The organism is Streptomyces luomodiensis, from assembly GCF_031679605.1.
GTDB classification, from domain to species: Bacteria; Actinomycetota; Actinomycetes; order Streptomycetales; family Streptomycetaceae; genus Streptomyces; species Streptomyces luomodiensis.
In genome coordinates this window covers 1,336,888-1,361,169 of record NZ_CP117522.1, presented here as the reverse complement: position 1 = coordinate 1,361,169, position 24,282 = coordinate 1,336,888, and the positions used below count along the sequence as shown (strand labels likewise).

The 24,282-nt window shown below is 72.8% G+C and carries 28 protein-coding genes; 7 read left to right on the top strand and 21 right to left on the bottom strand.

What is annotated here, in order from left to right; translation table 11 throughout:
• Positions 1-139: 139 nt before the first annotated feature.
• Positions 140-886, top strand: a complete 747-nt coding sequence (locus PS467_RS05605) for a GntR family transcriptional regulator (RefSeq protein WP_311034265.1) — start codon at positions 140-142, stop codon at positions 884-886.
• A gap of 154 nt (positions 887-1,040) precedes the next feature.
• Here the strand turns inward: PS467_RS05605 and PS467_RS05600 are convergent, their stop codons facing one another.
• On the bottom strand, positions 1,041-2,261 hold the full coding sequence (locus PS467_RS05600) for an ROK family protein (RefSeq protein WP_311034264.1): 1,221 nt from the start codon (positions 2,259-2,261) through the stop codon (positions 1,041-1,043).
• 149 nt (positions 2,262-2,410) lie between these two features.
• On the opposite strand from PS467_RS05600, the gene PS467_RS05595 reads away from it, so the two are divergent.
• The gene (locus PS467_RS05595) at positions 2,411-2,851 is read left to right on the top strand and encodes a hypothetical protein (RefSeq protein ID WP_311034263.1); all 441 of its coding nucleotides are present in this window, start codon (positions 2,411-2,413) and stop codon (positions 2,849-2,851) included.
• 28 nt (positions 2,852-2,879) lie between these two features.
• On the opposite strand, the gene mug is transcribed toward PS467_RS05595, so the two are convergent.
• The 3 genes from mug to PS467_RS05580 all read right to left on the bottom strand — a co-directional run bounded on the left by mug (position 2,880) and on the right by PS467_RS05580 (position 5,739).
• Positions 2,880-3,428, bottom strand: a complete 549-nt coding sequence (gene mug, locus PS467_RS05590) for a G/U mismatch-specific DNA glycosylase (protein ID WP_311034262.1) — start codon at positions 3,426-3,428, stop codon at positions 2,880-2,882.
• Between the two features lie 8 nt (positions 3,429-3,436).
• Positions 3,437-4,870 (bottom strand): adenylosuccinate lyase, encoded by a 1,434-nt coding sequence (purB, locus tag PS467_RS05585; protein ID WP_268970343.1) that lies wholly within the window; start codon positions 4,868-4,870, stop codon positions 3,437-3,439.
• A 98-nt stretch (positions 4,871-4,968) separates the two neighbouring features.
• Positions 4,969-5,739 (bottom strand): SGNH/GDSL hydrolase family protein, encoded by a 771-nt coding sequence (locus PS467_RS05580; protein ID WP_311034261.1) that lies wholly within the window; start codon positions 5,737-5,739, stop codon positions 4,969-4,971.
• A gap of 66 nt (positions 5,740-5,805) precedes the next feature.
• Between PS467_RS05580 and PS467_RS05575 the strand changes: the two genes are divergently transcribed.
• Positions 5,806-6,042, top strand: coding sequence for a hypothetical protein (locus PS467_RS05575; RefSeq protein WP_311034260.1), 237 nt, complete (start codon positions 5,806-5,808; stop codon positions 6,040-6,042).
• A gap of 82 nt (positions 6,043-6,124) precedes the next feature.
• Positions 6,125-6,379: a hypothetical protein gene (locus PS467_RS05570; protein ID WP_370595145.1), complete on the top strand. Its 255-nt coding sequence runs from the start codon at positions 6,125-6,127 to the stop codon at positions 6,377-6,379.
• Between the two features lie 146 nt (positions 6,380-6,525).
• On the opposite strand, the gene PS467_RS05565 is transcribed toward PS467_RS05570, so the two are convergent.
• From PS467_RS05565 to bioB, 9 genes are all read right to left on the bottom strand, one after another.
• Entirely contained in the window at positions 6,526-7,530 is a 1,005-nt protein-coding gene (locus PS467_RS05565) for a hemolysin family protein (protein WP_311034259.1), read from the bottom strand.
• On the bottom strand, positions 7,527-8,909 hold the full coding sequence (locus PS467_RS05560) for a hemolysin family protein (RefSeq protein WP_311034258.1): 1,383 nt from the start codon (positions 8,907-8,909) through the stop codon (positions 7,527-7,529). The genes PS467_RS05565 and PS467_RS05560 overlap by 4 nt, the downstream gene beginning before the upstream one ends.
• Positions 8,910-9,156: 247 nt before the next feature.
• Positions 9,157-9,582 (bottom strand): GNAT family N-acetyltransferase, encoded by a 426-nt coding sequence (locus PS467_RS05555; RefSeq protein WP_311034257.1) that lies wholly within the window; start codon positions 9,580-9,582, stop codon positions 9,157-9,159.
• Positions 9,583-9,634: 52 nt separating this feature from the next.
• Positions 9,635-10,588, bottom strand: a complete 954-nt coding sequence (locus PS467_RS05550; RefSeq protein WP_311034256.1) for an LLM class F420-dependent oxidoreductase — start codon at positions 10,586-10,588, stop codon at positions 9,635-9,637.
• 66 nt (positions 10,589-10,654) lie between these two features.
• Positions 10,655-11,464, bottom strand: coding sequence for an ABC transporter ATP-binding protein (locus PS467_RS05545; RefSeq protein WP_311034255.1), 810 nt, complete (start codon positions 11,462-11,464; stop codon positions 10,655-10,657).
• 101 nt (positions 11,465-11,565) lie between these two features.
• The gene (locus PS467_RS05540; protein WP_311034254.1) at positions 11,566-12,267 is read right to left on the bottom strand and encodes a class I SAM-dependent methyltransferase; all 702 of its coding nucleotides are present in this window, start codon (positions 12,265-12,267) and stop codon (positions 11,566-11,568) included.
• Between the two features lie 114 nt (positions 12,268-12,381).
• On the bottom strand, positions 12,382-13,086 hold the full coding sequence (bioD, locus tag PS467_RS05535; RefSeq protein ID WP_311034253.1) for a dethiobiotin synthase: 705 nt from the start codon (positions 13,084-13,086) through the stop codon (positions 12,382-12,384).
• A 96-nt stretch (positions 13,087-13,182) separates the two neighbouring features.
• Entirely contained in the window at positions 13,183-14,499 is a 1,317-nt protein-coding gene (locus PS467_RS05530; RefSeq protein ID WP_311034252.1) for an adenosylmethionine--8-amino-7-oxononanoate transaminase, read from the bottom strand.
• Positions 14,492-15,712 carry a biotin synthase BioB gene (bioB, locus tag PS467_RS05525; RefSeq protein ID WP_311034251.1) on the bottom strand — a complete coding sequence of 407 codons (1,221 nt, stop codon included), beginning with the start codon at positions 15,710-15,712 and terminating at the stop codon, positions 14,492-14,494. The genes PS467_RS05530 and bioB overlap by 8 nt, the downstream gene beginning before the upstream one ends.
• A 169-nt stretch (positions 15,713-15,881) precedes the next feature.
• Here bioB and PS467_RS05520 point away from each other — a divergent pair, with 169 nt between their 5' ends.
• Positions 15,882-17,087, top strand: coding sequence for an 8-amino-7-oxononanoate synthase (locus tag PS467_RS05520; RefSeq protein ID WP_311034250.1), 1,206 nt, complete (start codon positions 15,882-15,884; stop codon positions 17,085-17,087).
• Between the two features lie 59 nt (positions 17,088-17,146).
• Here the strand turns inward: PS467_RS05520 and PS467_RS05515 are convergent, their stop codons facing one another.
• The gene (locus PS467_RS05515) at positions 17,147-17,368 is read right to left on the bottom strand and encodes a DUF397 domain-containing protein (RefSeq protein WP_432280542.1); all 222 of its coding nucleotides are present in this window, start codon (positions 17,366-17,368) and stop codon (positions 17,147-17,149) included.
• A gap of 18 nt (positions 17,369-17,386) precedes the next feature.
• Entirely contained in the window at positions 17,387-18,256 is an 870-nt protein-coding gene (locus PS467_RS05510; protein WP_311034248.1) for a helix-turn-helix domain-containing protein, read from the bottom strand.
• A 278-nt stretch (positions 18,257-18,534) separates the two neighbouring features.
• Here PS467_RS05510 and PS467_RS05505 point away from each other — a divergent pair, with 278 nt between their 5' ends.
• Positions 18,535-18,963, top strand: coding sequence for an ATP-binding protein (locus PS467_RS05505; RefSeq protein WP_268970328.1), 429 nt, complete (start codon positions 18,535-18,537; stop codon positions 18,961-18,963).
• 10 nt (positions 18,964-18,973) lie between these two features.
• Here the strand turns inward: PS467_RS05505 and PS467_RS05500 are convergent, their stop codons facing one another.
• The 5 genes from PS467_RS05500 to PS467_RS05480 all read right to left on the bottom strand — a co-directional run bounded on the left by PS467_RS05500 (position 18,974) and on the right by PS467_RS05480 (position 22,604).
• Positions 18,974-20,179, bottom strand: coding sequence for a nucleotidyl cyclase domain-containing protein (locus tag PS467_RS05500; RefSeq protein ID WP_311034247.1), 1,206 nt, complete (start codon positions 20,177-20,179; stop codon positions 18,974-18,976).
• Positions 20,176-20,574 carry a VOC family protein gene (locus PS467_RS05495; protein WP_268970326.1) on the bottom strand — a complete coding sequence of 133 codons (399 nt, stop codon included), beginning with the start codon at positions 20,572-20,574 and terminating at the stop codon, positions 20,176-20,178. Before PS467_RS05495 ends, PS467_RS05500 begins: the two co-directional genes overlap by 4 nt.
• Before the next feature lie 90 nt (positions 20,575-20,664).
• A complete protein-coding gene (locus PS467_RS05490) occupies positions 20,665-21,138 on the bottom strand; it encodes a C40 family peptidase (RefSeq protein WP_268970325.1) in 474 nt (157 codons plus the stop codon).
• A gap of 516 nt (positions 21,139-21,654) precedes the next feature.
• Positions 21,655-21,963, bottom strand: coding sequence for a hypothetical protein (locus PS467_RS05485; RefSeq protein ID WP_268970324.1), 309 nt, complete (start codon positions 21,961-21,963; stop codon positions 21,655-21,657).
• 5 nt (positions 21,964-21,968) lie between these two features.
• Entirely contained in the window at positions 21,969-22,604 is a 636-nt protein-coding gene (locus PS467_RS05480) for an ATP-dependent Clp protease proteolytic subunit (RefSeq protein WP_311034246.1), read from the bottom strand.
• Between the two features lie 68 nt (positions 22,605-22,672).
• Here PS467_RS05480 and PS467_RS05475 point away from each other — a divergent pair, with 68 nt between their 5' ends.
• Positions 22,673-22,975 carry a type II toxin-antitoxin system Phd/YefM family antitoxin gene (locus tag PS467_RS05475; RefSeq protein WP_268970322.1) on the top strand — a complete coding sequence of 101 codons (303 nt, stop codon included), beginning with the start codon at positions 22,673-22,675 and terminating at the stop codon, positions 22,973-22,975.
• Positions 22,976-22,999: 24 nt separating this feature from the next.
• Here PS467_RS05475 and PS467_RS05470 read toward each other — a convergent pair whose 3' ends face one another.
• Positions 23,000-23,953 carry a M28 family metallopeptidase gene (locus PS467_RS05470; RefSeq protein ID WP_311034245.1) on the bottom strand — a complete coding sequence of 318 codons (954 nt, stop codon included), beginning with the start codon at positions 23,951-23,953 and terminating at the stop codon, positions 23,000-23,002.
• Positions 23,954-24,282 lie beyond the last annotated feature (329 nt).

Below are 24,282 nucleotides of genomic sequence, written 5' to 3'. Positions count from 1 at the left end.
CAAGTCCGTCCGCCGCCTTATGGTCGCATTGATACTGCAACAACCTTTCATAAAGAAGCGCGCATAACACGTGGCACAGCGCCCGCCGCGCGCACCACTGTCAGCCGTAGTACACGCCGTAGGAACCGAGGGGGACAGGGTGGGGACCACGCAGCTGGAATCGGTGCCTGAGCCCAAGTACTGGCATCTGAAGACCGTGTTGAGCGACGCGCTCGACTCGGAGTTCGCGGTCGGGGAGGTGCTGCCCAACGAGCGTGAGCTGGCGGCCCGCTTCGGCGTCGCCCGCGCCACCCTCCGGCAGGCCCTCGAGCAGCTGGAGCTGGAGGGCAGGCTCCAGCGCCGCCGCGGCGTCGGCACCACCGTCGCCCCGCCCCGCGTCGGCGTGGCCGTCGGGGACTACGCCCACGGCTGGGCCGACACCTCCGGCGAGGACAGCTGGCGGACCGTCGACAGCGTCGAGGCCGTGCCGCCCGCCGCGGTCGCCCGGCTGCTGGAGACCGCCCCGGACACCCCGGTCCACCGCGTGCGCCGCACCCGGATGAGCCACGGCCGGCCGCTCGCCGCCGAGCTGTTGTACGTACCGGCCGAGTCCGTCCCCGGCCTCGCCGCCATCGAGACCCCCAGCGGGCCGGCCCGCGCCCGCGCCGTGCTGCGCGAGCTGCGCCGACTGGAGCTGGAGGGCCGTGAGCGGTCCGTGGAGCTCGGCTCGGCCCGCGCGGACGACGCCAAGGAGCTCGACCGGCTGCCCGGCGCCCCCGTCCTCGTGGTGACCACCCGCTATGTGACCGAGGGCCGTACGGCGGCCGTCGCCGTGGCCACCTACCGGGCCGACACCTGCCGGCTCACCTTCGGCGACGGCGCGGGCGAGGAGCTTCTGGCGGGCTGATCCGGGCCCGCCCCGCACCCCCCAGCGGCCCGCCCCGCACCCCGGGCCCGCCCCGCGCCTCCGCGCCGTAGGAGTCCAGTCCCCAGGCGCCCCACTCGCCGCAGAGCCACTCGCCGCGTGAATGCCCCGCGGCAGCGCCGCCGTACGCCCCGCGTCAGCGGCTCGCGCGGCGGGTCGTCACCGTGCTGTCCACCGCGAACAGCTCCTGTTCCACATGGTCCAGGGCCAGCCGCAGCGCCCCCGTGGTCACCGCCGCCTCGCCGAGCAGCGAGAGCGCGACCTGCGGGGGCCGCAGGCAGTAACGGGCCAGCTCGTCGCGCAGCGGGCCCAGCACACCGTCCAGTCCGGCGGCCCAACCGCCGACCACCACGATCTCGGGATCCATGGCCAGCACCAGGGCCGCCGTGTCGTGCACCAGTCTGCGCACGAAGCGGTCCACGGCCGCGCGGGCCCGCGCGTCGCCGTCGCGGGCCAGCGCGAAGACATGCGCGACCTGCGCCTCGTCCAGCGGGTTCAGCGGCTCCCCGGTCGTGGAGAGCACCTCCTCCGGGGTGGCCTCGCGGCCCAGCAGATGCAGCGCCCCTATCTCCCCGGCGGCGCCGCCGAAGCCGCGGTGGAGCCGGCCGCCGATCAGCGACCCCGCACCCGGGCTCAACCCGGCCAGGACGAAGACCACATCGTCCGAACCGGCGGCCGCGCCCTTCCAGTGCTCGGCCACCGCGGCGGTGTTCGCGTCGTTCTCGACCAGCACCGGACAGCGGAAGGACCGCCGCAGCCGCTCACCCAGCGGCAGCCCGGTCCAGCCGGGGAGGGCGGTACACAGATGGACGGTGCCATCCGCCTCGACGACGCCGGGACTGGCCACCCCGACCGCGCGCAGCGAGAACCGGGCCACCCCCGCGCGCCGCAGCAGATCCGCGACCGCGGTCCGCACCCGCTCCAGCCGCTCGTCCGCCGATGCCTTCTCGGAGACCTCGCGCACGATCGAGCCGAGCGCACGGCCGTCGAGGTCCGACAGGAGCGCGGCGACCCGGTGCGCCCCTATCTCGATGCCCAGCAGATGCCCGGCCTCGGCCCGGAACCGGAAGCGGCGCGCGGGGCGGCCCTGGCGGCGGACGCCGCCCTCCTCGGCGGGCACCTCGACCACCAGACCGCTGTCGGTCAGCCCGTCGATCACGCCCTCCACGGTGGGCCGGGACAGTCCGGTCACCCGGGTGAGATCGGTCAGGCTCGCGCTTCCCGCGCGGCCGCCCGTGTCGTCCCCGCCATCTCCGGCGGCGGTGCCGGACGCGGTCGCCGCGCGTAACGCGTGCAGAACCACGGCGGAGTTGATGCGTCGCAGCAAAGACGGATCCCCGCCGGTGAGCCGCCCCAACGTCGGCCTCCCTCCCAGTGCGTATCTGCCGGATCGTATCCGCTGGGCGCGGACGCGGCGAGTGCCCCCTCCCGCTCCCGGGCCGCCCGGCCGCGCGTACGTCAGCCGCCGGGCCGTCAGATGTCCGACCCGCGCGGTTTACTGACACCATGACCAGTACGGCGGACCATGTGGCCTCGATCGACCGGCTGCGCGCCCGGGACTTCCCCGGGCAGCGGACCGTGCACGGGCGGGTGGCCGGCGGCCCCGGCTTCCATGTCGCCGACCTCCGCGTCAGCGAGGACTTCTGGGACGCGGACCTCACCCGGGTCGAGGAGGTGCTGGAGGAGTTCGAGGCGGAGCTGAGCGCGCTGGTCCAGGTGCTGACCTTACGGTGGGGCGCCCCCGAGGTCCTCGACCTCACGGACGCCCTGGAGCGGTCGGCGATGGGCGAGCCGGTCCCGCCCCCGCTGGACACCCTGTGCGGTTACGTGCCCGAGCTGCACATCTGGCGCGTCGACGGCCGCTGGGTCGGGCTGGGGGTGGGGCAGGGCGACCGCGAGCTGCCGTTCCAGCTGCTGGTGGCGATAGGGGCGGAGGACACGATATGACGCACCTTCCGATCCGCCGGCCAGGGTCCTAGGACCTGTCCTCCGCCGCGGCCGCCGCCCTGAGCCGGCCGAACTCCTCCGCCATGGCCGGCAGGGTCCAGTGCGCGTTGAGCCCGCTCGGGTTCGGCAGGGCCCAGATCCGGGTCTCGCCGATGGTGCGCGGCTGCGGCCCGATCTTCGCCCGCTTGTCGCCGAACGCGACCCGGTAGGCGGTGACCCCCGCCACCGCCAGCCAGCGCGGCCGCAGACGCTGCACCTTCTCCTCCAGGATCCGGCCGCCCTCCCGGTACTCCTCGTCGCTCAGCTCATCGGCCCGCGCGCTGGCGCGCGCCACCACATTGGTGATGCCCAGCCCGTAGCGCACCAGTTCCGCCTGTTCGGACGGGTGGAGTCGGCGGGGGGTGAAGCCCGAGGCGTGCAGGGCGGGCCAGAACCGGTTGCCGGGGCGGGCGAAGTGGTGACCGGTGGCGGCCGTCATGAGCCCGGGGTTGATACCGCAGAAGAGGACCCGCAGATCGCCCGCGACCACATCGGGGACGAGGCGGTCGCGGGCGGCCTCCAGCTCGGCGGGGGTCATCGCCGGCGTCAGAGGATCGAGCCGGGGGTGTAGGCCGCGGCCTCCGGATGCCGCTTGACGATCTCCTCGATCCGCGAGGCCACCGCGCCGACCTGGTCCGCGGCCGCGCCCGTGAACGACAGCTTGTCGTCCATCAGCGCGTCCAGCGCGGCCCGGTCCAGCGGGATCCGCTCATCGGCGGCGAGGGAGTCCAGCAGCTCATTGCGCTCGGCGCCGCGCTCGCGCATCGCCAGCGCAGCGGCCACCGCGTTCTCCTTGATCGCCTCATGGGCGACCTCGCGGCCCACCCCGGCCCGCACGGCACCCATCAGCACCTTCGTCGTGGCCAGGAAGGGCAGGTAACGGTCCAGCTCACGGGCGACGACGGCGGGGAAGGCGCCGAACTCGTCGAGCACCGTCAGGAAGGTCTCCAGCAGCCCGTCGAAGGCGAAGAACGCGTCCGGCAGCGCGACCCGGCGCACCACCGAGCAGGAGACATCCCCCTCGTTCCACTGGTCACCCGCCAGCTCACCGGCCATCGAGGCATAGCCGCGCAGGATCACCGCGAGGCCGTTGACGCGCTCGCAGGAGCGGGTGTTCATCTTGTGCGGCATCGCGGAGGAGCCGACCTGGCCGGGCTTGAAGCCCTCGGTCACCAGCTCGTGCCCGGCCATCAGCCGGATGGTCTTCGCCAGCGAGGACGGGGCCGCGGCCAGCTGCACCAGCGTGGTGACGACGTCGTAGTCCAGGGAGCGCGGATAGACCTGGCCGACGGAGGTGAACGCCTGGGCGAAGCCGAGGTGGGCGGCGATCCGCCGCTCCAGCTCGGCCAGCTTCTCCGCGTCGCCGCCGAGGAGGTCCAGCATGTCCTGCGCGGTGCCCACCGGGCCTTTGATGCCCCGCAGCGGATAGCGGCCCAGCAGGTCCTCCAGCCGCCCGTACGCCACCAGCAGCTCGTCCGCGGCGGTGGCGAACCGCTTGCCGAGCGTGGTGGCCTGCGCCGCCACATTGTGCGACCGGCCGGCCATCACCAGCTCCGCGTGCTCGGCGGCCAGCTTGCCGAGCCGGGCCAGCACCGCGACCGTACGGTCCCGGACCAGCTCCAGGGAGAGCCGGATCTGGAGCTGCTCCACGTTCTCGGTGAGATCGCGGGAGGTCATGCCCTTGTGCACGTGCTCATGGCCGGCGAGGGCGTTGAACTCCTCGATCCGGGCCTTCACATCGTGGCGGGTGACCTTCTCGCGCTCGGCGATCGAGGCCAGGTCGACGGTCTCCAGGACCCGCTCGTAGTCGGCGAGCGCGGCGTCCGGCACCTCGATTCCGAGGTCCTTCTGGGCGCGGAGCACGGCGAGCCACAGCCGCCGCTCCAGCGTCACTTTGTACTCGGGGGACCACAGGACGGCCAGCTCCGCGGAGGCGTAGCGGTTGGCCAGGACGTTCGGAATGCGCGGCTTACCAGTCACGTGGACAGAGTCTACTGGCCGTCCTCGCAGGCCAGACCGGTGGCCGAAGCACCCCGGCCCGGCCGGGGACGGAAGGGTCCCGGGCGCGGGCCCGTGGATCAGTCCTCGTACGGCAGCAACTCGGCGCGCTTGGGGGCGCGTCCGTCGCCCGAGGAACGGCCGGTCAGCCGCCTGCCGATCCACGGTCCGAGGTGCCGGCGGGCGAACCGGGCGTCCGCGGTGCGGCGGGTCAGCCACCCGACGGGCACGGCGGGCGGCAGGGGCGCGTTCCAGTCGTCCTCCGGCTCATGGCCCAGCGCCTGCCATACGGCCTCGGCGACCCGCCGGTGCCCCTCGGTGTTCAGATGCAGCCGGTCCTCGGCCCACATCCGGGGGTCCCCGACGACCTCGGAGGAGAACAGGTCCACCACAGTCGCGTCATGCCGGGCGCCCAACTCGTCGATGACCGAGAACAGCCGCTCCATCCGTGGCTGGAACCGCTCCAGCACCGGTCCGCGCCGCCCCGGACTGCGCATCAGCACCAGTTGTTTGCAGGTGGGCGCCAGCCGCTCGACGGCTTCCTCCAGCAGTCCGCACACCCGGCCGACGTCGCATTTCGGCCGCAGTACGTCGTTCAGCCCGCCGACCAGGGTGATCAGATCGGCGCCCATGGCCGCCGCCGGGCCCGTCTGCTCCTCGACGATCTGCCCGATGAGCTTGCCGCGCACCGCGAGATTGGCATAGCGGAATCCGGGGGCGCGGGCCGCGAGCCGCCCGGCGAGCAGATCCGCCCAGCCCCGGTAGGTGCCGTCGGGAAGCTCGTCCGACATGCCCTCGGTGAAGGAGTCGCCGACCGCGACAAAGCTGCTGTAGGTGATGTCCGTCTGCATGGCTCGGGCGATCTTATCCCGGTACGCGGGCTGCGTGGACCGCCGAGCACGAGCATGATGAGCGGCATGGCGATGACCCACATCTACTTCGAGGGCGGAGCGCGGAACGGGACGACCGCCAGCTGGAATGTGGAGCCCGGCGCGGACATCTACGATGACAACATCTTCCGGCCGCCGGAGCTGTACCGGCGGACGAACCGCACCAAGGTCATCGGACGGATCGAATACGTGATCTTTCGGTACGACCCGGCCGGATCCCGGCCCGGCACCGGCCCAGCTCCCGGCCCCGGTCTCCGCCGCTGAGTCCTCGCGCGACCGCCCGGCCGGTACCCCGGTTGGCCCGTACGGGGTTCCGCGCGCCGCGCGGCGGGGCAGTCTGGTCGGCGTGGATGCCTTCGAATGCGACCGTACGACCATGGCCATCGTCGCCGCCGCGCTCGCCGACGACGGGGAGGGCGCGGCCGCTCTCCTGGAGCCGCTCGAGACGCGCGATGTGTGCCGGGTCGCCGTGCGGCTCGCCGCGATGGCCGCCCATGCGCTGGTGGCGGTGGCCGAGGAGGGCGGCGGCGGACGGGAGGAGGCGCTGGCCCACTGGCAGGCGTGCATCATCGCCCATGAGTCCAGACGCGACGAGGAGTGACCGTCGGGGGAGGAGCGACCGGTCGGGGACAGGGGTGACCGGTCAGGTCCAGGTGTGGCCGGTCGGGTCAGGCGTGACCGGGCGGGTCCAGGTGTGGCCGGGCGGGTCAGGTGTGACCGGGCGGGTCCAGGTGTGGCCGGATGTGGTCAGGCGACCAGCTCACGCAGCACGTCCTCCATGGTGACCAGCCCCTCCAGCCGGCCGTCCGCGGCGATCACCGCCGCGAGGTGGGTGCGGCTGTCGCGCATCGCGGTGAGGACATCGTCCAGCGGCGTATGGGACCGCACCCGGGGGATCGGCCGCAGCTGGTCGGGGCGGAACGGCACATCCCGTGGCCGGGCGTCCAGCGCGTCCTTCACATGCAGATAGCCGGGGATCCGCCCGGAGTCGTCGACCACCGGGAACCGGGAGAAGCCCGTCCTGGCCGCCAGCAGTTCCAGTTCCTCGGGGGTCACCCCGAGCCGCGCCGTGACCACCCGGTCCATGGGCAGCACCACGTCCCGCACCCGTCGCCGGCCCAGCTCCAGCGCGTCCCGCAGCCGCTCGGTGGCGCGGTCGTCCAGCAGCCCGGCCTCGCTGGAGTCCGACACCATCCGGGCCAGCTGGTCGTCCGAGAAGGTCGCCGCGACCTCGCCCCGGGGCTCCACGCGCAACAGCTTCAGCAGCGCGTTCGCGAGGGCGTTCACCGCGAGGATCACCGGGCGCAGCGCACGGGCGAGGGTGACCAGGGGCGGGCCGAGCAGCAGCGCGGTGCGTACCGGTTCGGCCAGCGCCACGTTCTTCGGCACCATCTCGCCGAACAGCATGTGCAGATAGGTCGCCAGGGACAGCGCGATGACGAACGAGACCGGGTGCACCAGTTCCAGCGGCAGACCCACCAGGTGGAAGACCGGCTCCAGCAGATGGGCGATGGCCGGTTCCGCGACCGCGCCCAGCACCAGCGTGCACAGCGTGATGCCGAGCTGGGCCGCGGCCAGCAACGCGGACACATGCTCCAGGCCCCACAGCACGGCCCGCGCCCGCCGGTCGCCCTGCTGGGCGCGCGGCTCGATCTGGCTGCGGCGCACCGAGATCAGGGCGAACTCGGCACCCACGAAGAAGGCGTTGAGGACCAGCGTCAGCAGGGCGATCAGCAGTTGCAGCGCGATCATCGGCCCGCCGCCCCCTCGTCACGGTGGCCCCCCTCGCCATCGTGGCGGCCCAGGTCGCTGTCGGCCGCGGCACCGCGCAGCGGCGCCCGCAGCCGCACCCGGGCGGCCCGGTGGCTGGACACCTTACGCACCTCGAGCCGCCAGCCCGCCGGCTCGACGGTGTCGCCGACGGCCGGGATCCGGCCCAGCTCGGCCGCGATCAGCCCGGCCAGGGTCTCGTACGGGCCCGGGGGCACCCGCAGCCCGATGTCCGCCAGCTGATCGACACGGACCGCGCCGTCCGTGTCGTACAGCGCGTGGCCCTGTGCGTCCAGGCCCATCGGGACCAGGCGGGGGGCCTCATGCGGATCGTGCTCGTCGCGGACCTCGCCGACCACCTCCTCGACGATGTCCTCCAGGGTGACGACGCCGGCCGTACCGCCGTACTCGTCGATGACCACGGCCATGCTGCGCTGGGCCGAGAGCCGGTCCAGCAGCCGGTCCACGGTGAGCGTCTCCGGAACGAACAGCGGTTCGCGGGCCAGCTCGGACACCGGGTGGCGGGGCCGTACCTCGGCGGGGATCGACAGGACGTCCTTGATGTGGACGAGGCCGGTGACGGTGTCCAGGCTGCCCTGGTAGACGGGGAAGCGGGACAGCCCGGTGGCGCGGGTCGCGTTGGCCACGTCCTCGGCGGTGGCCCGTACGTCCAGCGCCATCACCCGCACCCTCGGGGTCATCACGTTCTGCGCGGTGAGCCCGGCGAGGTTGAGGGTGCGGACGAACAGCTCGGCGGTGTCCTTCTCCAGCGCGCCCTCCTTGGCGGAGTGGCGGGCGAGGGCGATCAGCTCCTGCGGACCGCGCGCGGAGGCCAGTTCCTCGGCGGGCTCCAGACCCATCCGGCGCACGGTGCGGTTGGCGGTGTTGTTGAGATGGGTGATCAGCGGCCGGAAGAGGGAGCTGAAGGCGCGCTGCGGGGTGGCGACGGCCTTCGCGACCGGCAGCGGCCGGGAGATCGCCCAGTTCTTCGGCACCAGCTCACCGACGACCATCAGCACCACGGTCGACAGGAACGTGCCGAGCACCAGCGCCACCGACCGGACGGCCGACTCGGGCACGCCGATCGCGGCGAGCGGCCCGGCCAGCAGGGCCGCGACGGAGGGCTCGGCCAGCATGCCGACGACCAGATTGGTCACGGTGATGCCGAGCTGTGCGCCGGACAGCTGGTAGGTGAGGCTCCGTACGGCCTTCCAGGCCCCGGCCGCACCGCGCTCCCCGGCTCTCGCCGCCCGTTCCAGCTCGCCGCGCTCGACCGTGGTCAGGGAGAACTCCGCCGCGACGAAGGCGCCACAGGCGACCGCGAGGAGGAGCGCCACGGCCAGGAGGAGGACTTCGGTCATCGGTTCACCTCCGTCCCATGATCCGGCAGGGACCGGAGGATCGCGCGATGTCGACCACGGGGAGGCTCGGCAGGCTCGCCCATCGGCGGACGTTCACACCTTTCACGGCTCGGAGGCTCGGAAGCTCGGGGCGTGGCTTACGTCCATGCTAAGTGGATACGTCCGCGCTCAGTGGATCCGTCCGTGCTGGGCCGCCCCACACGTCCGTGCCGGGCGGCCCCGGCGGCCGCCGGGGCCGGGGCCACCGTCAGGCGCGCAGCGGCTTGACCCAGCGGCTCCACTGCGGCTGGGGTGCGTAGCCGGCCGCGCTCCACGCGTGGTGGGCGAGCTCGTTCTCGTCGAGCACCATCGCGTCCCCGCGCCGTCCGCCCAGGGCGGCGAACCGCTCCTCGGCCGCCGCCAGGAGGGCCGTCGCCACGCCCCGGCGGCGGTGCCCGGGGTGGACGGCCAGCCGGTACAGATGGCAGCGCCAGCCGTCGAAGCCGGCGATCACGGTCCCGGCGAGTTCACCGCCCCGTTCGGCCAGCAGCAGCGACTCCGGGTCGCGGTCGAGCAGCCGGGCCACCCCGTCCCGGTCGTCGCTGATGCTGGTGCCTTCCGCCGCCTCCTTCCAGAAGGCGAGCACGGTGTCGAGGTCGGCGGGGGCCGCGGTCCGTATCCGAAGATCGTTCATGGTCGCATCCCATCATCGGGCGGACCGCGGCGTCGACGCGAATACGGCCCGGTCAGCAGCCGTGCAGCTGCTCGATCACCGGGGCGAGCGCGTCCATGTTGTGCTCCAGCACGGTGAAGTACGAGAAGCCGAACCGCTCGCGGTGGGCCCGCAGCTGCTCCGCCATCTCCTTGGCGTCGCCGAGCAGCAGCGCGGGGTGCTCCAGCAGCTGGTCCTCGGTGAGGTCCGGTGCGTAGGCGGCCAGCTCACGCACCTTGGCGCGCCGGTCACCGGTGGGCCCGACCATCTGGATGAGGTAGTTCAGCTCGGCGGTCTCCTCGCCCGCGCCCTGGGCCCCGGCGGTCTCCTCGCCCGCCGCCTGGGCCTCGGCGGTGGGGCGCCCCGCTTCGGCGGCGAAGCGGTGGAAGGCGCCCACCCGCTCCTCCAGCGCCTCGGGGCTGATCAGCTGGAGGGCGCCTTCGGGTTTGCCGGGGGCCTGCACCGCTCCGGTGAAGGCCGCGATCTGCGCATGGCGCGCGGCCAGCCGCAGCAGCCGGTCACCGTTGCCGCCGAGCAGCAGCGGCGGGCGCGGGGACTGGGCGGGACGCGGTCTGTGCTCGGTATCGGTCAGCAGACGCTCCAACTCGGCCACGGTGTGCGCCAGATGGTCCACCCGCTCCCGTGGTGAGCCGAAGGGCAGCCCGGCGCTGTCGTGCTCGGCCTTGACGTAGCCGGCGCCCAGGCCGAGCTCCAGCCGTCCGCCGGTGAGCGCGTCGCAGGTGGCCACCTCCCGGGCGAGCAGTGCGGGGTTCCAGAGGCCGGCGTTGAGCACGAAGGTGCCCAGCCGCGGGCGCTCGGTCACCTCGGCGGCGGTGGCCAGGGCCGGGAACGGGGCGGGGTTGCCGAGGTGGTCGGGGACCAGCAGCACGTCGTAGCCGAGCCGCTCGGCGCGGCGGCACTTCTCCCGCCATGCCTCGGCCGATTCAAGGGTGAGCAGATTGACTCCGAAACGGAACGGCCTTGCCATGAGCCCTCCTTGATCGCGGATATCGCGAACGTATCCGAGATCGGCTCCGTTCGGGGCCCATCGTCCTCATTCGGCCGCTCCGGTTCCGGAGGGCGCGGTGCCGGTTCTGGTGAACAGGCGCATCCGCTCCAGCACCGACTCGGCCGTGGGCCGCTCCATCCGGTCCACGATCCGGCCGTCGGCGAGGAAGAGCACCAGGTCGGAGTGGGCGGCGGCGCTCGGGTCGTGGGTGACCATGACGACCGTCTGGCCCAGTTCGTCGACGGCCTCCCGCAGGAAGCGCAGCACCTCCAGGCCCGCCCGTGAGTCCAGGTTGCCGGTCGGCTCGTCCGCGAAGATCAGCTCCGGGCGGGAGGCGAGCGCCCGCGCGCACGCCACCCGCTGCTGCTGTCCGCCGGACAGCTGGGCGGGGCGGTGCCGCAGCCGGTCCCGCAGCCCGAGGGTGTCGATGACCCGGTCCAGCCACTCGGGATCGGGCTTGTGGCCCGCGATGTCCATGGGCAGGGTGATGTTCTCGGCCGCGTTGAGCGTGGGCAGCAGATTGAACGACTGGAACATGAAGCCGATCCGGTCGCGGCGCAGCCGGGTCAGCTCCTTGTCGCGCAGGCCGGTGATCTCGGTGTCGCCCAGCCAGGCCCGGCCCGACGAGACCGTGTCGAGACCCGCCAGACAGTGCATCAGGGTGGACTTGCCGGATCCGGACGGGCCCATCACCGCGGTGAACCTGCCCCGTTCGATCTCCACGTCCACCGCGTCCAGCGCGAGGACGGCCGTCTCGCCGCTGCCGTACGCCTTGGTCAGGGACTGGGCGCGGGCCGCCGCACGGGCGCCGCCCTCCGCGTACCCGTCCGTCTTCGTTGCCGCCGGTGTGGACACGATGCCTCCCCGTATCGGAACGTCGTGCCCTCGATGGTAGGGATCCGGCCGCCGGTGCGCGCCTTGCCGGCCGCCAGTGCGCGCATCTCCGTCCGCCGGAGTCAGCCGGCGGACGGGAACGGCCGGGGGGAATCCGGTGACGGACGGCGCGCGGTGCCGAGCACACAGGGCGACGTCGGCAGCGTGGGGCCCCGGTCGGGAACGCGCAGTCCGCGGTGGCCGACCGGCTCGAAGCCCGCGGCCACGATCTCGGACCGCACCTCGCGCGCGGTGTGGCAGCCACCGAACACCAGCGGCCACACCGTGCGGTCCAGCGCCCGCTGGGCCGTCGCCAGGACGCGCCCGTCGGCGCGGCCGTGCTCCAGGAAGCGCAGCTCACCGCCGGGGCGCAGCACGCGCAACAGCTCGGCGAGGGCGCGCCGCACATCGCGTACCGAGCACAGCACCAAACAGGCCACCGCCGCGTCGAACGCCTCGCTCTTGACCGGCAGCGCCTCGGCGACGCCCGGCACCACGTCCACCGGCACCCCGGCCCGCAGCCCCGCCCGGGTGGCCAGCCGCCGCAGATGGCGCTCCGGCTCGATGGCGACCACCTCGGAGACGGTCTCGGGGTAGTGGGGGAAGTTCAGCCCGCTGCCCGCGCCGATCTCGATGACCCGGCCGGACAGCCCGGCCAGCAGCTCGGCGCGCAGCTCGCCCAGCCCGGCCCGCTCGTCGGCCAGCGGGCAGAGCCGGGCGTAACAGCGGGCGAAGAGCGGGTGATGGACGGCGTCACGCGGCGGTGTGCGGCGGCGTACGGGCATGGGAGACCCCCTTGTCCCAGGTACGTGCCCCGGATACGTGTCCGAGGTGACGGACGATGGACCGATACCGGGATTCTGCCCAGGCGGGAGGTGCCGCTACGCGGCGCGGAGCCGTCAGCGGGCCGGCCGCTCCGCGTCCCAGGTCCCGCCCAGCCGGGGCGCCAGCCAGCCGGGCGCGGCGGCGCGGAACTCGGCCGGCGGAAGGGCCGCGGCGCCCTCGGGGACGGCGCCCAGCAGCGGCACGCCCGCGGACTCCGGCAGATCGGCCAGATTGCAGCGGGAGGCGAGGTCCACGGTGGCGGGCCAGCTGCCGATGACGACGCCGGGGCACTCCAGCCCGCGGGCGCGCAGGGCCTCGGTGGTGAGGGTGGTCGCGTTGAGCGTGCCCAGGCCCGCCTGGGCGACGACGAGGACGGGGGCGCCGAGCAGCCGGGCCGCGTCGGCGAGCGTCGCCCCGGTCTCGTCGAACCGTACGAGCAGCCCGCCCGCGCCCTCGACCAGCACCAGATCGTGCTCGGTGGCCAGCTTCTCGGCCGCCTCCGCCACCTCCCGCGGCCGCACCGGCGGCCGTCCGGCGCGGCGGGCGGCCGTGGCGGGGGCCAGCGGCTCGGGGTAGCGGGCGAGTTCGAGCAGGGTCACCGCGCCGGCGAGCCGGGCCACCTCCGCGGCGTCGCCCGGCTCGCCCTCGGCGACACCGGTCTGGGCGGGTTTGAGTACCGCCACTGAGCGGCCGCGCGCGAGCGCCGCGGCGGCGACGGCCGCCGTGCTGACGGTCTTTCCGACCTCGGTGCCCGTGCCGGTGACGACCAGTACTGACATCTTCGTTTCCGTTGCCTTTCGCTTTCGTTCATGCCCGTCGCACCCGAGGACGGCCGGTTCCGCGCGGGGCCGGCCGTCACGCGGGCGCGGGCGGGGTCAGCCGGCCGCGCCCGCCGCCGCCCGTACCGCCGTGCAGATCCGGGCCAGATCGTGGTCGCCCGTGATGTACGGCGGCATGGTGTACAGCAGATCGCGGAACGGGCGCAGCCATACACCCTCGCGCACCGCGGCCCGGGTCGCCGCGGCCATCCCCGCGCCGTCCAGCGGACGGTCCAGCTGGACGACGCCGATGGCGCCGAGCACCCGTACGTCCCGGACGCCGGGCAGGCCGGCCGCCTCCGCGAGGCCCTCCCGCAGCCCGGTCTCGATCCGCTTGACCTCCTGCCGCCAGTCGTAGGAGAGCAGCAGATCGATCGAGGCGTTGGCGACGGCCGTGGCCAGCGGATTGCCCATGAAGGTCGGACCGTGGGCCAGCACCGGTACCTCGCCGCGCGAGATGCCCTCCGCCACCCGCGGAGTGCACAGCGTGCCGGCCAGGGTCAGATAACCGCCGGTCAGCGCCTTGCCCACACACATCACATCGGGGCACACCGCCGCGTGCTCGGCCGCGAACAGCGTGCCCGAGCGGCCGAAGCCGGTGGCGATCTCGTCGAACACCAGCAGCACATCGTGCTCGTCGCACGCCTCGCGCAGCACCCGCAGCAGCGCGGGGGAGTGGAAGCGCATCCCGCCCGCGCCCTGCACCACCGGCTCCACGATCACCGCGGCCAGCTCATGGGCGTGCCGGGCCACCAGCTCCCGCAGATGCGCTTCGTACGCGGGGTCGGGGTCCGCGTCGAAACCGGGCGGCGGCGCGTCCGCGAAGACCTGCTCGGGCAGCACACCGGACCACAGCCGGTGCATTCCGCCGTCCGGGTCGCACACCGCCATCGGCTGCCAGGTGTCGCCGTGGTAGCCGCCGCGCCAGGTCAGCAGCCGCCGCTTGGCGGGGCGGCCGAGGGAGCGCCAGTACTGGAGGCACATCTTCACCGCGACCTCGACCGACACCGACCCGGAGTCGGCCAGGAAGACATGGCGCAGCGGCTCCGGCGTGATCTCCACCAGACGGGTGGCCAGCCGGACGGCGGGTTCATGGGTGAGCCCGCCGAACATCACATGGCTCATCCGGTCCAGCTGACCGCGGGCCGCGTCGTTGAGCGCCGGGTGGTTGTAGCCGTGGATGGCGGACCACCACGACGACATCCCGTCCACCAGCTCGCCGACACCCTCCACCGGTTCGGCCAGCCGCAGCCGGACCCCGGCCGCGGACTCCACGACCAGGGGGTCCTGACGGCCGGGCATCGGTCCGTACGGATGCCAGACGTGCTGCCGGTCCAGCGCCCGCAGCTCGGCCGGGGTCAGCGGCTCAGGCATTGGGCGGCAGATCCGTGCCCGCCCCGCGGCGGCGCACCGCCACCAGGTCGGCGTGGGACTCCTCGGTGGCCGCCGGCGCCGAGACCGGTGCGACGGCCGCCGCCTGGGCGGGTACGGCGTCGGCGGGCGCCGCCTCGCCGCACGGGCCGCAGCCGCCGCCCGCCTCACTGTGACCGCCGCAGCCGGCCCCGGCGGCGGCGCCTACGTCCGCGCGGTGCGCGGGCAGCGTCGTGGTGCCGGCGCCCTCCACCTCGAAGCCCGCGTCGGCGATCATCGCCAGATCGTCCTTGCCGGCCTGGCCCTCGGTGGTCAGATAGTCGCCGAGGAAGATCGAGTTCGCCAGGTGCAGGGCCAGCGGCTGAAGCGTCCGCAGATGGATCTCGCGCCCGCCCGCGAGCCGCACCTCCACGTCCGGGCAGACGAACCGCACCATGGCCAGGATCCGCAGGCAGCGCTGCGGGGTGAGGCTCCACTTCCCGGCCAGCGGGGTGCCGTCGATGGGGATGAGGAAGTTGACCGGCACCGAGTCCGGGTCCAGCTCGCGCAGCGAGAAGACCACGTCCACCAGGTCCTCGTCGGACTCGCCCATGCCCGCGATCAGCCCGGAGCAGGCGGACAACCCCGCCGCCTGGGCCTGCCGCACGGTCGAGACCCGGTCGGCGTAGGTGTGGGTGGTGGTGATGTCGCCGTACGTCGCCTCGGACGTGTTGAGGTTGTGGTTGTAGGCGTTCGCACCCACCTCCTTCAGCCGCTCCGCCTGACCGTCGGACAGCAGCCCCAGACAGGCGCAGATCTCGACGTCGCTGTGCTGCTCCTTGATGGCGGCGATGGTCTGGGAGACCCGGTCCACGTCCCGGTCGGTGGGCCCGCGTCCGCTGGCGACCAGGCACACCCGCTTGGCGCCGCCCGCGACCCCGGCGCTCGCCGCGGCCGCCGCCTGGTCCGGCTTCAGCCAGGTGTACTTGAGGATCCCGGACGTCGAGCCCAGCCGCTGTGAGCAGTAGGAACAGTCCTCGGGGCACAGTCCCGACTTGAGGTTCACCAGGTAGTTGAGCTTCACCCGCCGCCCGAACCAGGCGCGGCGCACCTTGCCCGCCGCGGCCACCACGTCGAGCACCTCGTCATCGGAGGTCGCCAGGACGGCGAGTGCCTCTTCGCGGGTCGGCGACTCGCGTCGCAACCCCTTGTCCACCAGCGTGTTCAGCAGATCCATGGCGTTGATCCTTTCCTACCCCACCGTCCCGGGCCAAGGAGGAACCGCACAACACGCGCTCGCCGAGGTGTGGGTATTGCCACACCATGACCGGGCATGGACGAGGCTACGTTCTATCCGGACCCGACAGTCGGTGCCCTTGACGAGGCAACGGAAGGCGAGGCAGCCGATGCCCCAGGACCGCCCGGACGACGCGTTCGCATGGATCGAGGCACAGCGGGAGCGACGCGACCGGGCCGGGCTGGTGCGCCGGCTCACCCCACGGCCCGCCGACTTCCCGCTCCTCGACCTGGCGAGCAACGACTATCTGGGGCTGGCCCGGCATCCGGAGGTGACGGCCGCCGCGGCCGGGGCGGCGCGCCGCTGGGGCGCCGGATCGACCGGATCGCGCCTGGTCACCGGCTCGACCGAGCTGCACACCACGCTGGAGCGGGAGCTGGCGGACTTCTGCGGATTCGAGGCGGCCCTGGTGTTCTCCTCCGGCTACGCCGCGAATCTGGCCGCCGTCTCCGCGCTGAGCGGCCGGGACGCCCTCATCGTCTCCGACGCGGGCAATCACGCCTCGCTCATCGACGGCTGCCGGCTCTCCCGGGCCGAGGTCGCCGTCGTCCCGCACGCCGACCCGGGCGCGGTGCGCAAGGTGCTGGACGCGGCCGCGGCGGACGCGTGCGATCAGACCGCGGGCGGGACCGGAGCGGACCCGGCGCGCCGGCGCGCCCTCGCCGTCAGCGACGCGGTCTTCTCCGTGGACGGCGACGCCGCCCCGCTGTCCGCCCTCGCCGGGGCCTGCCGCGCGTACGGCGCGGCGCTGGTGGTGGACGAGGCGCACGGCCTGGGGGTGCTCGGCGAGGGCGGGCGCGGCGCGGTACACCGGGCCGGGCTGGCCGGCGCGTCGGACGTGGTGGCCACGGCCACCCTCTCCAAGTCGCTGGGCAGCCAGGGCGGGGTGGTGCTGGGCCCCGCCCGGGTCATCGAGCATCTGGTGAACACCGCACGGACGTTCATCTTCGACACCGGGCTCAACCCGGCTGCGGTGGGCGCCGCCCTGGCGAGTCTGCGGCTGCTGCGCCGGGAGCCGGAGCGCGCCGACCGGGTCCGTGAGGTCGCCATGGGGCTGTACGGGCGGCTGACCGCCGCCGGGCTGGCCGCGGTGCGGCCGGACGCGTCGGTGGTGTCGGTGCGGGCTCCGTCGCCGGAGCGGGCGGTGCGCTGGGCCGCGGACTGCCGCTCGGCCGGGCTGATGGTGGGGTGCTTCCGTCCGCCGTCCGTCCCGGACGGTGTCTCCCGGCTGCGGCTGACCGCGCGCGGGGACCTGACGGAACAGCAGGTCGAGGAGGCGGCCGACGTGATCGTGAGAACCGCGCCGGCCGCCTGATGGGTCACTGACAGGGCGGCGAGCGGATGTCATCCGCTCACCGGCGGATCGTGGACGGATCAGCCTCCGGCCGGGTGGGAGGTGCCGGAGCCGGGACCGTCGTCCTTGAGCCCCTCGACGAAGGAGGCCCAGGCCGACGGGGTGAACAGCAGGACGGGGCCCGCCGTGTTCTTCGAATCGCGCACGCCGAGCCGGTCAGGCCCCAGCAGGGCCGTCTCGACGCAATTGTTCATGCCGACGCTGTAACTGCTGCGCAGCCAGTCGACGGAGTTGGCGGACATACTGGACATGGTGCCCCCTCAGGCGCCGCCCCCGATTTTGTCGATGAAGGTCAACGATTCCTCAGGTGCCAGGGCGTGGGACCGCAGTACATCGAATGCGGCGCTGTACGCCCGGAGGTCTTCTTTCCGCTCCAGATAGAGGCTACTCGTCAAGTGGTCGAGAACTACTACGTCCAGGTCACTAATGTGCGGAAAAGAGAAAATAATGAAAGGACCAGTCATACCGATGGGCATTCCGGCGGAATATGGCAGCACTTGCAGTCGCACCTGAGGCAGTGCGCAGAGTTCGGCCAGATGACGCAATTGCGCCGCCATGACCTCGGGTCCGCCCACCGCGCGCCGCAGCGCCGCCTCGTCGAGCACCGCGTGCAGCCGCAGCGGCCGCTCGCCGTGCAGCACCGACTGACGGGCGATCCGCACCTCCACCAACGCGTCCACCTGGGGCCCCGGCAGATCCGGGAGCGCCGCGCGGGTCACCGCCCGTGCGTAATCCGGGGTCTGGAGCAGACCGGGCACCACCGTGGTCTCCAGGGTGTACGCCTCGGACGCCTCCGCCTCCAGGCTGATGAAGTCCCGGTAGGCGGGCGGCAGCAGATCCCGGTACGCGTACCACCAGCCGCGCCGTGACCCCTCCGGATCCGAGGCGCCCCCGCCGCACAGCGCCTCCAGCAGAGCGCGCAGCTCGGGGTCGGCGACCTGGTAGAGCTCCAGCAGCCGCGCCACGTCCGCGGGCTTGGCCCCGCTCCGGCCGGTCTCGATCCGGCTCACCTTCGACTGGTGCCAGCCCAGTCGGCGGGCGGCCTCACCACTGGTGAGTCCGGCCAGATCGCGCTGGCGGCGCAGCTCCGCGCCGAGCTTGCGGCGGCGCACCGCCGGGCCGTACCGCATCGGTTCTCCCTCCCACCGGCTTTATCGGTGGTGCGCCGCGCACCGCGCGTGTCGCACCAGTGGCCCAGTGTGCCGTCCAAATCCGGTCTTCCGTAGCAGAGTTCACCGCTTTGGGCGACAGATATATGCATAACTCGGTGGATCGCCCCCGTTACGGAGGGCATCGGTGGCAGTCTGACGCGTAGAGCCGCCGGGGCAGCCCACGACTTCGCCGGCTTCGCAGCACCCACGTCGAACGCGTCCGCAGCCGCGCCCCGGCGGGAAAGGGACAGGCCGTCATGGCAGACCATCAGGAAGCATCCGTCACTCTGCCGAGCGCACCGGAGTCGGTTCCCGCGGCACGCGCCTATGTCACGGACGTGCTCGCCGAATGGGGGCTCGGGACGGGAGCGGAGGCCGCCGACACGGTGCGGCTGATCGTCTCCGAGCTCGCCACCAACGCCGTGGAGCACACCGTGGGCCAGTCGCCCACTTTCACCGTGGACCTGCGGCTCGACCGCGAGCAGCGGCTGGAGATCGGGGTCACCGACAGTCATCCCAGATGGCCCAGATGGCTGCCGCTGGCCACCCAGCAGGACAGCGGGCGCGGGATGGTCATCGTCCGCTGTCTGGCCGCGGAGTCGGGCGGCGAGGTGTTCGTCACCCCGACCGCGGAGGGCGGCAAAACCGTGTGGATCGCCCTGCCGTGGATCGTGCCGGTCCGCTGAGCCGGCCTGCTCACAGCACGCGCTGGACCCGTCCCGCCGAGGCACGGTCCTCGGCCAGCTCACGGATGCGGGTGAAGACCCGCCCGGCGCCCGCACCGACCAGATAGTGCGGCATGTCGCCACGCTCGATCACCCCGTACCGGCTCGTGCCCATCAGATACGAGCAGTACAGAATCAGCCCGCTGGGCCGGCGCATATCGACGCCGAGCGCCGAGAACCCCGGGAACTCGTCGGTCTGGTAGACCCGCAAGCCCTCGGCCTCCGCCCCGTAGCGCTCCTTGAAGCGGCCGAACCGCTCCAGCGAATCCTTGATCTTCCGCGTCATGTCCTCCTGGTACTGGCGGGAGAGCGTGGCCGCCGCGTCCGAGGACGGGTCCAGCAGATAGCAGCGGTAGGTGCCGCCCCGGCGCAGCAGCGTGAGGACCGCGTCGCGATAGCGGGCCGGGCGCTCGGTGGTGACCAGCCGGCTGGAGGAGGTGCGCAGCGCCGTCCCCATGTCGAGGACCTCCTCGGCCGCCGCGTCCAGCAGCCGTGCCTTCTCCTGGGGGCTCGGCCGCTCCGGATACGCGTGCACGGGGGAGCCGTCCGCGAGCCCCTGGCCCGCCAGCCACGCCTTGGCCGCCCCGTCCGGCCCGCCGTCGCCCGCCATCAGATAGACGTCCTTGCCCTCATGGCTTCCCACATGGGCGAACAGCTTCGCGTACGCCCCCGCGGTGCGGTACACATCCTCCGAGACGGCCAGACAGTCCGGCGGAGTCGCCTTCTCCAGATGCGCCGCCAGATTGATGTCGGGGGAGTGGATGGCGCCGGTCCGGCCCTCGCCGGTGTGCCGTATCGCCCCCTTGTGCACCGCCATCCGCACATGCAGCTCCCCGTCCACCCCCGCCTGGGCGAACTCGTCCCGCAGATGGCGCAGATCCAGGGTGAGAAAGGCGCGGGCCGCCTCCAGCGCCACATCGCGGGCCACGCTCTCGCTGTCGTCGTGGACCGCGAAGAAACCCCCGTCGCCGCGCCAGCTCCATAAGTCGCTGCGGGCGCAGCGATGCTGCGTCGAGAGCTGCCCGATCCGGGCCCGCATCCGCTCGCGCAGCAGATCGAAGGCGTGCGCGGCCCGGTCCCTGGGGTTCGAGCGGACGATCGTCGAATACCCGGAGGTGTCGACGAAGAGCAGATACACCTGGTCGTAGATCCGGTCCGGCTGGAACGGCTCGCTCATGCCGGCACCACACCGCGCTCGACGGCGCCGCGCTCCACGCAGAACTCATTGCCCTCGATGTCGGACATCACCACCCACCCCAGCCCGTCGTCCGTGCGCCGGTCGTCCACGACCCTCGCGCCGAGCCCGATCAGCCGCTCCACCTCCGCGTCCCGGGTGCCCGACGGCGGCTGGATGTCCAGGTGCACACGGTTCTTGACGGTCTTGGTGTCCGGGACCCGCAGGAACAGCAGCCCCGGCACCCCGGGCTGACCCGGGCTGATCAGCACATCGTCGTCGTCCGGCTTGGCGTCGTCCTCCAGCGGATAGCCGGTCAGCCCGGACCAGAACCGCGCCAGGGCGTAGGGGTCATGGGCGTCGAAGGTGATGTGCCGGACCGGGTTGAGATAGGTCATGAGGTGCCTTTCGGTGGTCGGGACGGGGCCGGTCCACAACCGTGTCCCGGCCCCGTCAACCTACCCATGGCCACTGACACCTACAGCGGGTCAGCGCACATGGCCGTACCAGACCTTGCTGGTCCAGATCCGCTCCAGCCGCACCACCTCACCGGTCTTGGGGGCGTGCCAGATCCGGCCGCCGCCCGCGTACACACCGACGTGGTACACCGCGCCTCCGGAGTGGAAGAACACCAGGTCCCCGCCCTTGCGGGAGCCGGCCTTGATATGGCGCGTCCGGTTGTACTGCGCGGCCGCGGTGCGCGGCAGCCGCTTCCCGGCCCGCTTGTACGCGTACTGCGTCAGACCGGAGCAGTCGAAGCGCCTCGGCCCCGCCGCGCCGTATCGGTATGGCGCGCCCTTCTTCGAGGCCGCGATCCGCAGCGCCTTGGCCGCGGCGGTCGCCGCCTCGGCCTCCGGTGGACACCCCGGCGTCGCCACGGTGCCCCCGACGGCGGCGACGGTGAGGGCGGAGACGGCGCTCGCTCGGGAGAACATCCTGGGGATACGTATGTGCGCGGACATCATGCGCCACCCTTCGTGAGCCGACCCCGCCCCGGTACGGCGGCGGAGTCCTGTCGTCCCCAGGGATGGTCACGCAGCCGCGCCCCCGGTTCCGAGTCGGGACGGCACGGTGTGACGGTGGTCACGGCTGGCCCGTTCGGGTGATACCGGCCGCCCCGCGCCACGTCCGTGACCTGCCCGAACGCCATGCCGAGGCTGGTGGTGCGGATGGCGGTACGAACCCGGGGCGCCCGCGGGGCGCAAGCCGACCGCGCCCGGACCGCCGGAGTCCGGCTCCGCCGTTCGGGCGATGGCCCCGGCTCCGGCACGAGCGCCGCTCAGGTCCCCGTACGGGCCGCCCCAACCGTACGGGCGCCGCCCAGGTCCCCCGTACGGACGCGGCCCATGCCTCCGTACGGGCGCCGCCCCGGCCCCGGCCCCACGGGCGCGGCCCCAGGCCCCGTCCCCGTACCGGCCCGGCCCCGGCCCCGTCCCCGTACCGGCCCGGCCCCGGCCCCGTCCCCGTCCCGGCCCGGCTCAGGTCCGCAGCGCCGGGGGCAGTGTGACCCGCGCCGCGCGCCGCTCCCCGTCCAGCACCCGCAGCGCACGGGCCAGGGTCGCGGTGTGCAGTTCGCTCTCCCCGCGCTCATGCATCAGCGCCAGCGCGTCGCGCAGTGCGGTGGCCTTCCCCACCAGCGCCTGGGCGGCCCGCAGACTCCCGTAGGTGTCACGGCCGCGGGCCGGATTGATCCGGCCCAGCAGATCGACCACGTCCAGATAGCCGTCGACGACCTCCCCCTCCGCGCGGGTGAGCGCGGGCAGCGGGGGCAGCTCCGGTGGCAGCACCGCGCTCACCTCGCCCGCAGCGGCGCGCCGGGCCGCTTACGGCTCCGGGTGACCTTGTCCACCAGCCCGTACGCCACCGCGTCCGTGGCGTCGAAGATCTTGTCGCGGTCGATGTCGGCGCGGATCCGCTCGGCGCTCCGGCCGGTGTGCCGCACCAGCATCTCCTCGAGCATCGCCTGGGTCCGTCGCAGCTCATCGGCCTGGACGCGCAGGTCCGAGGTGGTGCCCTCGACCGGCTCGTCGAACCCGACCTGGCGGAGGAGGATCCGCGCGCCCGGCAGGGCCAGACGCTTGCCGGGGGCGCCGGCGGCCAGCAGCACGGCGGCGGCCGACGCGGCCTGGCCCAGGCAGACCGTCTCGATGTCGCAGGTGACGAAGCGCATCGTGTCGTAAACCGCCGTCATGGCGCCGAACGAGCCGCCGGGCGAGTTGATGTAGAGCGAGATGTCCTGGTCGGGGGCGGCGTGTTCGAGATGGATCAGCTGGGCGATCACATCGTTGGCGGCGGTGTCGTCGAGCGGGGTGCCGAGGAGGACGATCCGCTCGGAGAGCAGCTTGGCGTACGGGTCCATGGTGCGGACCCCCGAGCTGGTGCGTTCGGTGAGCTCGGGCAGGACATAGCGCGCGGTCGGTCGTTCCATCGCGTCACCTCTCGGCGTCGTGGGCTCCGTTAAAATGTACAGGACGTACATCCCGATATGATGGGAGCATGGCTTACGAAATTCCGGTGACGCAAGCCCGTGCGGAGCTCGCGGAGCTGATCAACCGCGTGGTGTACGGCGGCGAGCGGGTGGTCGTCACACGCCACGGGAAGCCGCTGGTCGCCCTGGTATCCGCGGCTGACCTGCGGCGACTGGAGGAGATCGAAACGGGCGCGGAGGAGCAGGTGATCAGTACCGTGTCGTCGATGCGCACCTCGTCGTCCGCTCCGGGCGAACGGCGGCGCTTCGGCATCGCGGCGGAACACAGCGGCCCGGACGCCGGGGATCGGCGTCCGGGCCGCGAGAAGTGACGGACGGGAAGTGGCGGACGGGTACTAGGAGCTGAGCTCCCAGATCGCGTTGGCGATGGCGTCGGTGTTCAGGTCCAGCGCCTTGTCGTCGATGTTCGACGTCTTGTCGCATGCGGAGTGGTAGCACGGGTCGAACGCCTCGCCCGCCGTACCGCCCCACTGATCGGCCTGCGCCTGGCTCTTGGTGGCCTCGGCGCCGCTGAACAGACCGCCGACCCGCACCCCGGCGTCCTTGAAGGGGGCGTGGTCCGAGCGGCCGTCGCCCTCGGTCTCCGGCTCGGTCGTGATGTCCTTCGCCGCGTACCAGTCCGTGAAGACCTTCTCCAGCTCGGGGTCGTCGTCATAGACGAAGTAGCCCGGGTTGGGGGAGCCGAGCATGTCGAAGTTGAGGTAGCTGTCGATCTTCGACGTCTCGTCGGAGGCCAGGTTGTCGACGTAGTGCGTCGAGCCGACCATGCCGTCCTCCTCGTCGCCCCACCACGCGAACCGCAGGTGCTTGGCGGGCTGGAGGTCGGCCTTGGCCACGGCGAGCGCGACCTCGAGGATCGCGGCCGAACCGGAGCCGTTGTCGTTGATACCGGGGCCGGCCTGGACCGAGTCCAGATGGGCGCCGGCCATCACCACCTTGCCGTCGTCGCCGCCCGGCCAGTCGGCGATGAGGTTGTAGCCCGTCTCGCCGCCGGAGGTGAACTCCTGGACGGAGGTGGTGAATCCGGCCTCGTCCAGCTTGCCCTTGAGGAAGTCCACGGACTTCTGGTAGCCGGCCTCGCCATGGGCACGGTTGCCGCCGTTGTCGTCCGCGATGGACTGAAGTTCACTCAGGTCGGCCTTGACGGCCGCGACGTCCACGTCGGGGGCCGCGGCGTGGGGGGTGACGGTGGCGCCGGCGCTCGCGGCGCCGGTCAGCAGGGCCACGGCGAGCGCGGCACCGGTTCCGGCCGCGAGCGTGCCACGGCGGAATGACGTTATTCGCTTCACAGTTGGGCTCCGTTGTGATGTGGGGGGTTGGAGCGGAACAGGTGAATCATGGTGTTGCGGAGACGAGAATCGGGGGTATCCGGTGGAGCCGTCAAGCGCGATAGCCGGACGCGGAGGTCCGCCCAGCGGATGACGGGCGCCGGCGGCGGGGGCGTCAGGGCGTGTTCGAGGGGCCGCGCGACCGGAGTGACCAGCAGCGATCAGGACTGCATCAGGAGTGCCTCAGGACTGGGATCACGGCTGGGACCGGGACTGAGATCAGGACTGCATCAGGAGTGCCTCAGGACTGGGATCACGGCTGGGACCGGGACTGAGATCAGGACTGATCC

Bases quoted from the DNA above. Each gene is read 5' to 3' on its own strand.
- PS467_RS05595 (WP_311034263.1), top strand. From the start codon at position 2,411: ATGACCAGTACGGCGGACCATGTGGCCTCGATCGACCGGCTGCGCGCC.
- mug (WP_311034262.1), bottom strand. From the start codon at position 3,428: ATGACCCCCGCCGAGCTGGAGGCCGCCCGCGACCGCCTCGTCCCCGAT.
- PS467_RS05580 (WP_311034261.1), bottom strand. From the start codon at position 5,739: ATGCAGACGGACATCACCTACAGCAGCTTTGTCGCGGTCGGCGACTCC.
- PS467_RS05575 (WP_311034260.1), top strand. From the start codon at position 5,806: ATGGCGATGACCCACATCTACTTCGAGGGCGGAGCGCGGAACGGGACG.
- PS467_RS05565 (WP_311034259.1), bottom strand. From the start codon at position 7,530: ATGATCGCGCTGCAACTGCTGATCGCCCTGCTGACGCTGGTCCTCAAC.
- PS467_RS05560 (WP_311034258.1), bottom strand. From the start codon at position 8,909: ATGACCGAAGTCCTCCTCCTGGCCGTGGCGCTCCTCCTCGCGGTCGCC.
- PS467_RS05555 (WP_311034257.1), bottom strand. From the start codon at position 9,582: ATGAACGATCTTCGGATACGGACCGCGGCCCCCGCCGACCTCGACACC.
- PS467_RS05550 (WP_311034256.1), bottom strand. From the start codon at position 10,588: ATGGCAAGGCCGTTCCGTTTCGGAGTCAATCTGCTCACCCTTGAATCG.
- PS467_RS05540 (WP_311034254.1), bottom strand. From the start codon at position 12,267: ATGCCCGTACGCCGCCGCACACCGCCGCGTGACGCCGTCCATCACCCG.
- bioD (WP_311034253.1), bottom strand. From the start codon at position 13,086: ATGTCAGTACTGGTCGTCACCGGCACGGGCACCGAGGTCGGAAAGACC.
- PS467_RS05530 (WP_311034252.1), bottom strand. From the start codon at position 14,499: ATGCCTGAGCCGCTGACCCCGGCCGAGCTGCGGGCGCTGGACCGGCAG.
- bioB (WP_311034251.1), bottom strand. From the start codon at position 15,712: ATGGATCTGCTGAACACGCTGGTGGACAAGGGGTTGCGACGCGAGTCG.
- PS467_RS05520 (WP_311034250.1), top strand. From the start codon at position 15,882: ATGCCCCAGGACCGCCCGGACGACGCGTTCGCATGGATCGAGGCACAG.
- PS467_RS05515 (WP_432280542.1), bottom strand. From the start codon at position 17,368: ATGTCCGCCAACTCCGTCGACTGGCTGCGCAGCAGTTACAGCGTCGGC.
- PS467_RS05510 (WP_311034248.1), bottom strand. From the start codon at position 18,256: ATGCGGTACGGCCCGGCGGTGCGCCGCCGCAAGCTCGGCGCGGAGCTG.
- PS467_RS05505 (WP_268970328.1), top strand. From the start codon at position 18,535: ATGGCAGACCATCAGGAAGCATCCGTCACTCTGCCGAGCGCACCGGAG.
- PS467_RS05500 (WP_311034247.1), bottom strand. From the start codon at position 20,179: ATGAGCGAGCCGTTCCAGCCGGACCGGATCTACGACCAGGTGTATCTG.
- PS467_RS05495 (WP_268970326.1), bottom strand. From the start codon at position 20,574: ATGACCTATCTCAACCCGGTCCGGCACATCACCTTCGACGCCCATGAC.
- PS467_RS05490 (WP_268970325.1), bottom strand. From the start codon at position 21,138: ATGTCCGCGCACATACGTATCCCCAGGATGTTCTCCCGAGCGAGCGCC.
- PS467_RS05480 (WP_311034246.1), bottom strand. From the start codon at position 22,604: ATGGAACGACCGACCGCGCGCTATGTCCTGCCCGAGCTCACCGAACGC.
- PS467_RS05475 (WP_268970322.1), top strand. From the start codon at position 22,673: ATGGCTTACGAAATTCCGGTGACGCAAGCCCGTGCGGAGCTCGCGGAG.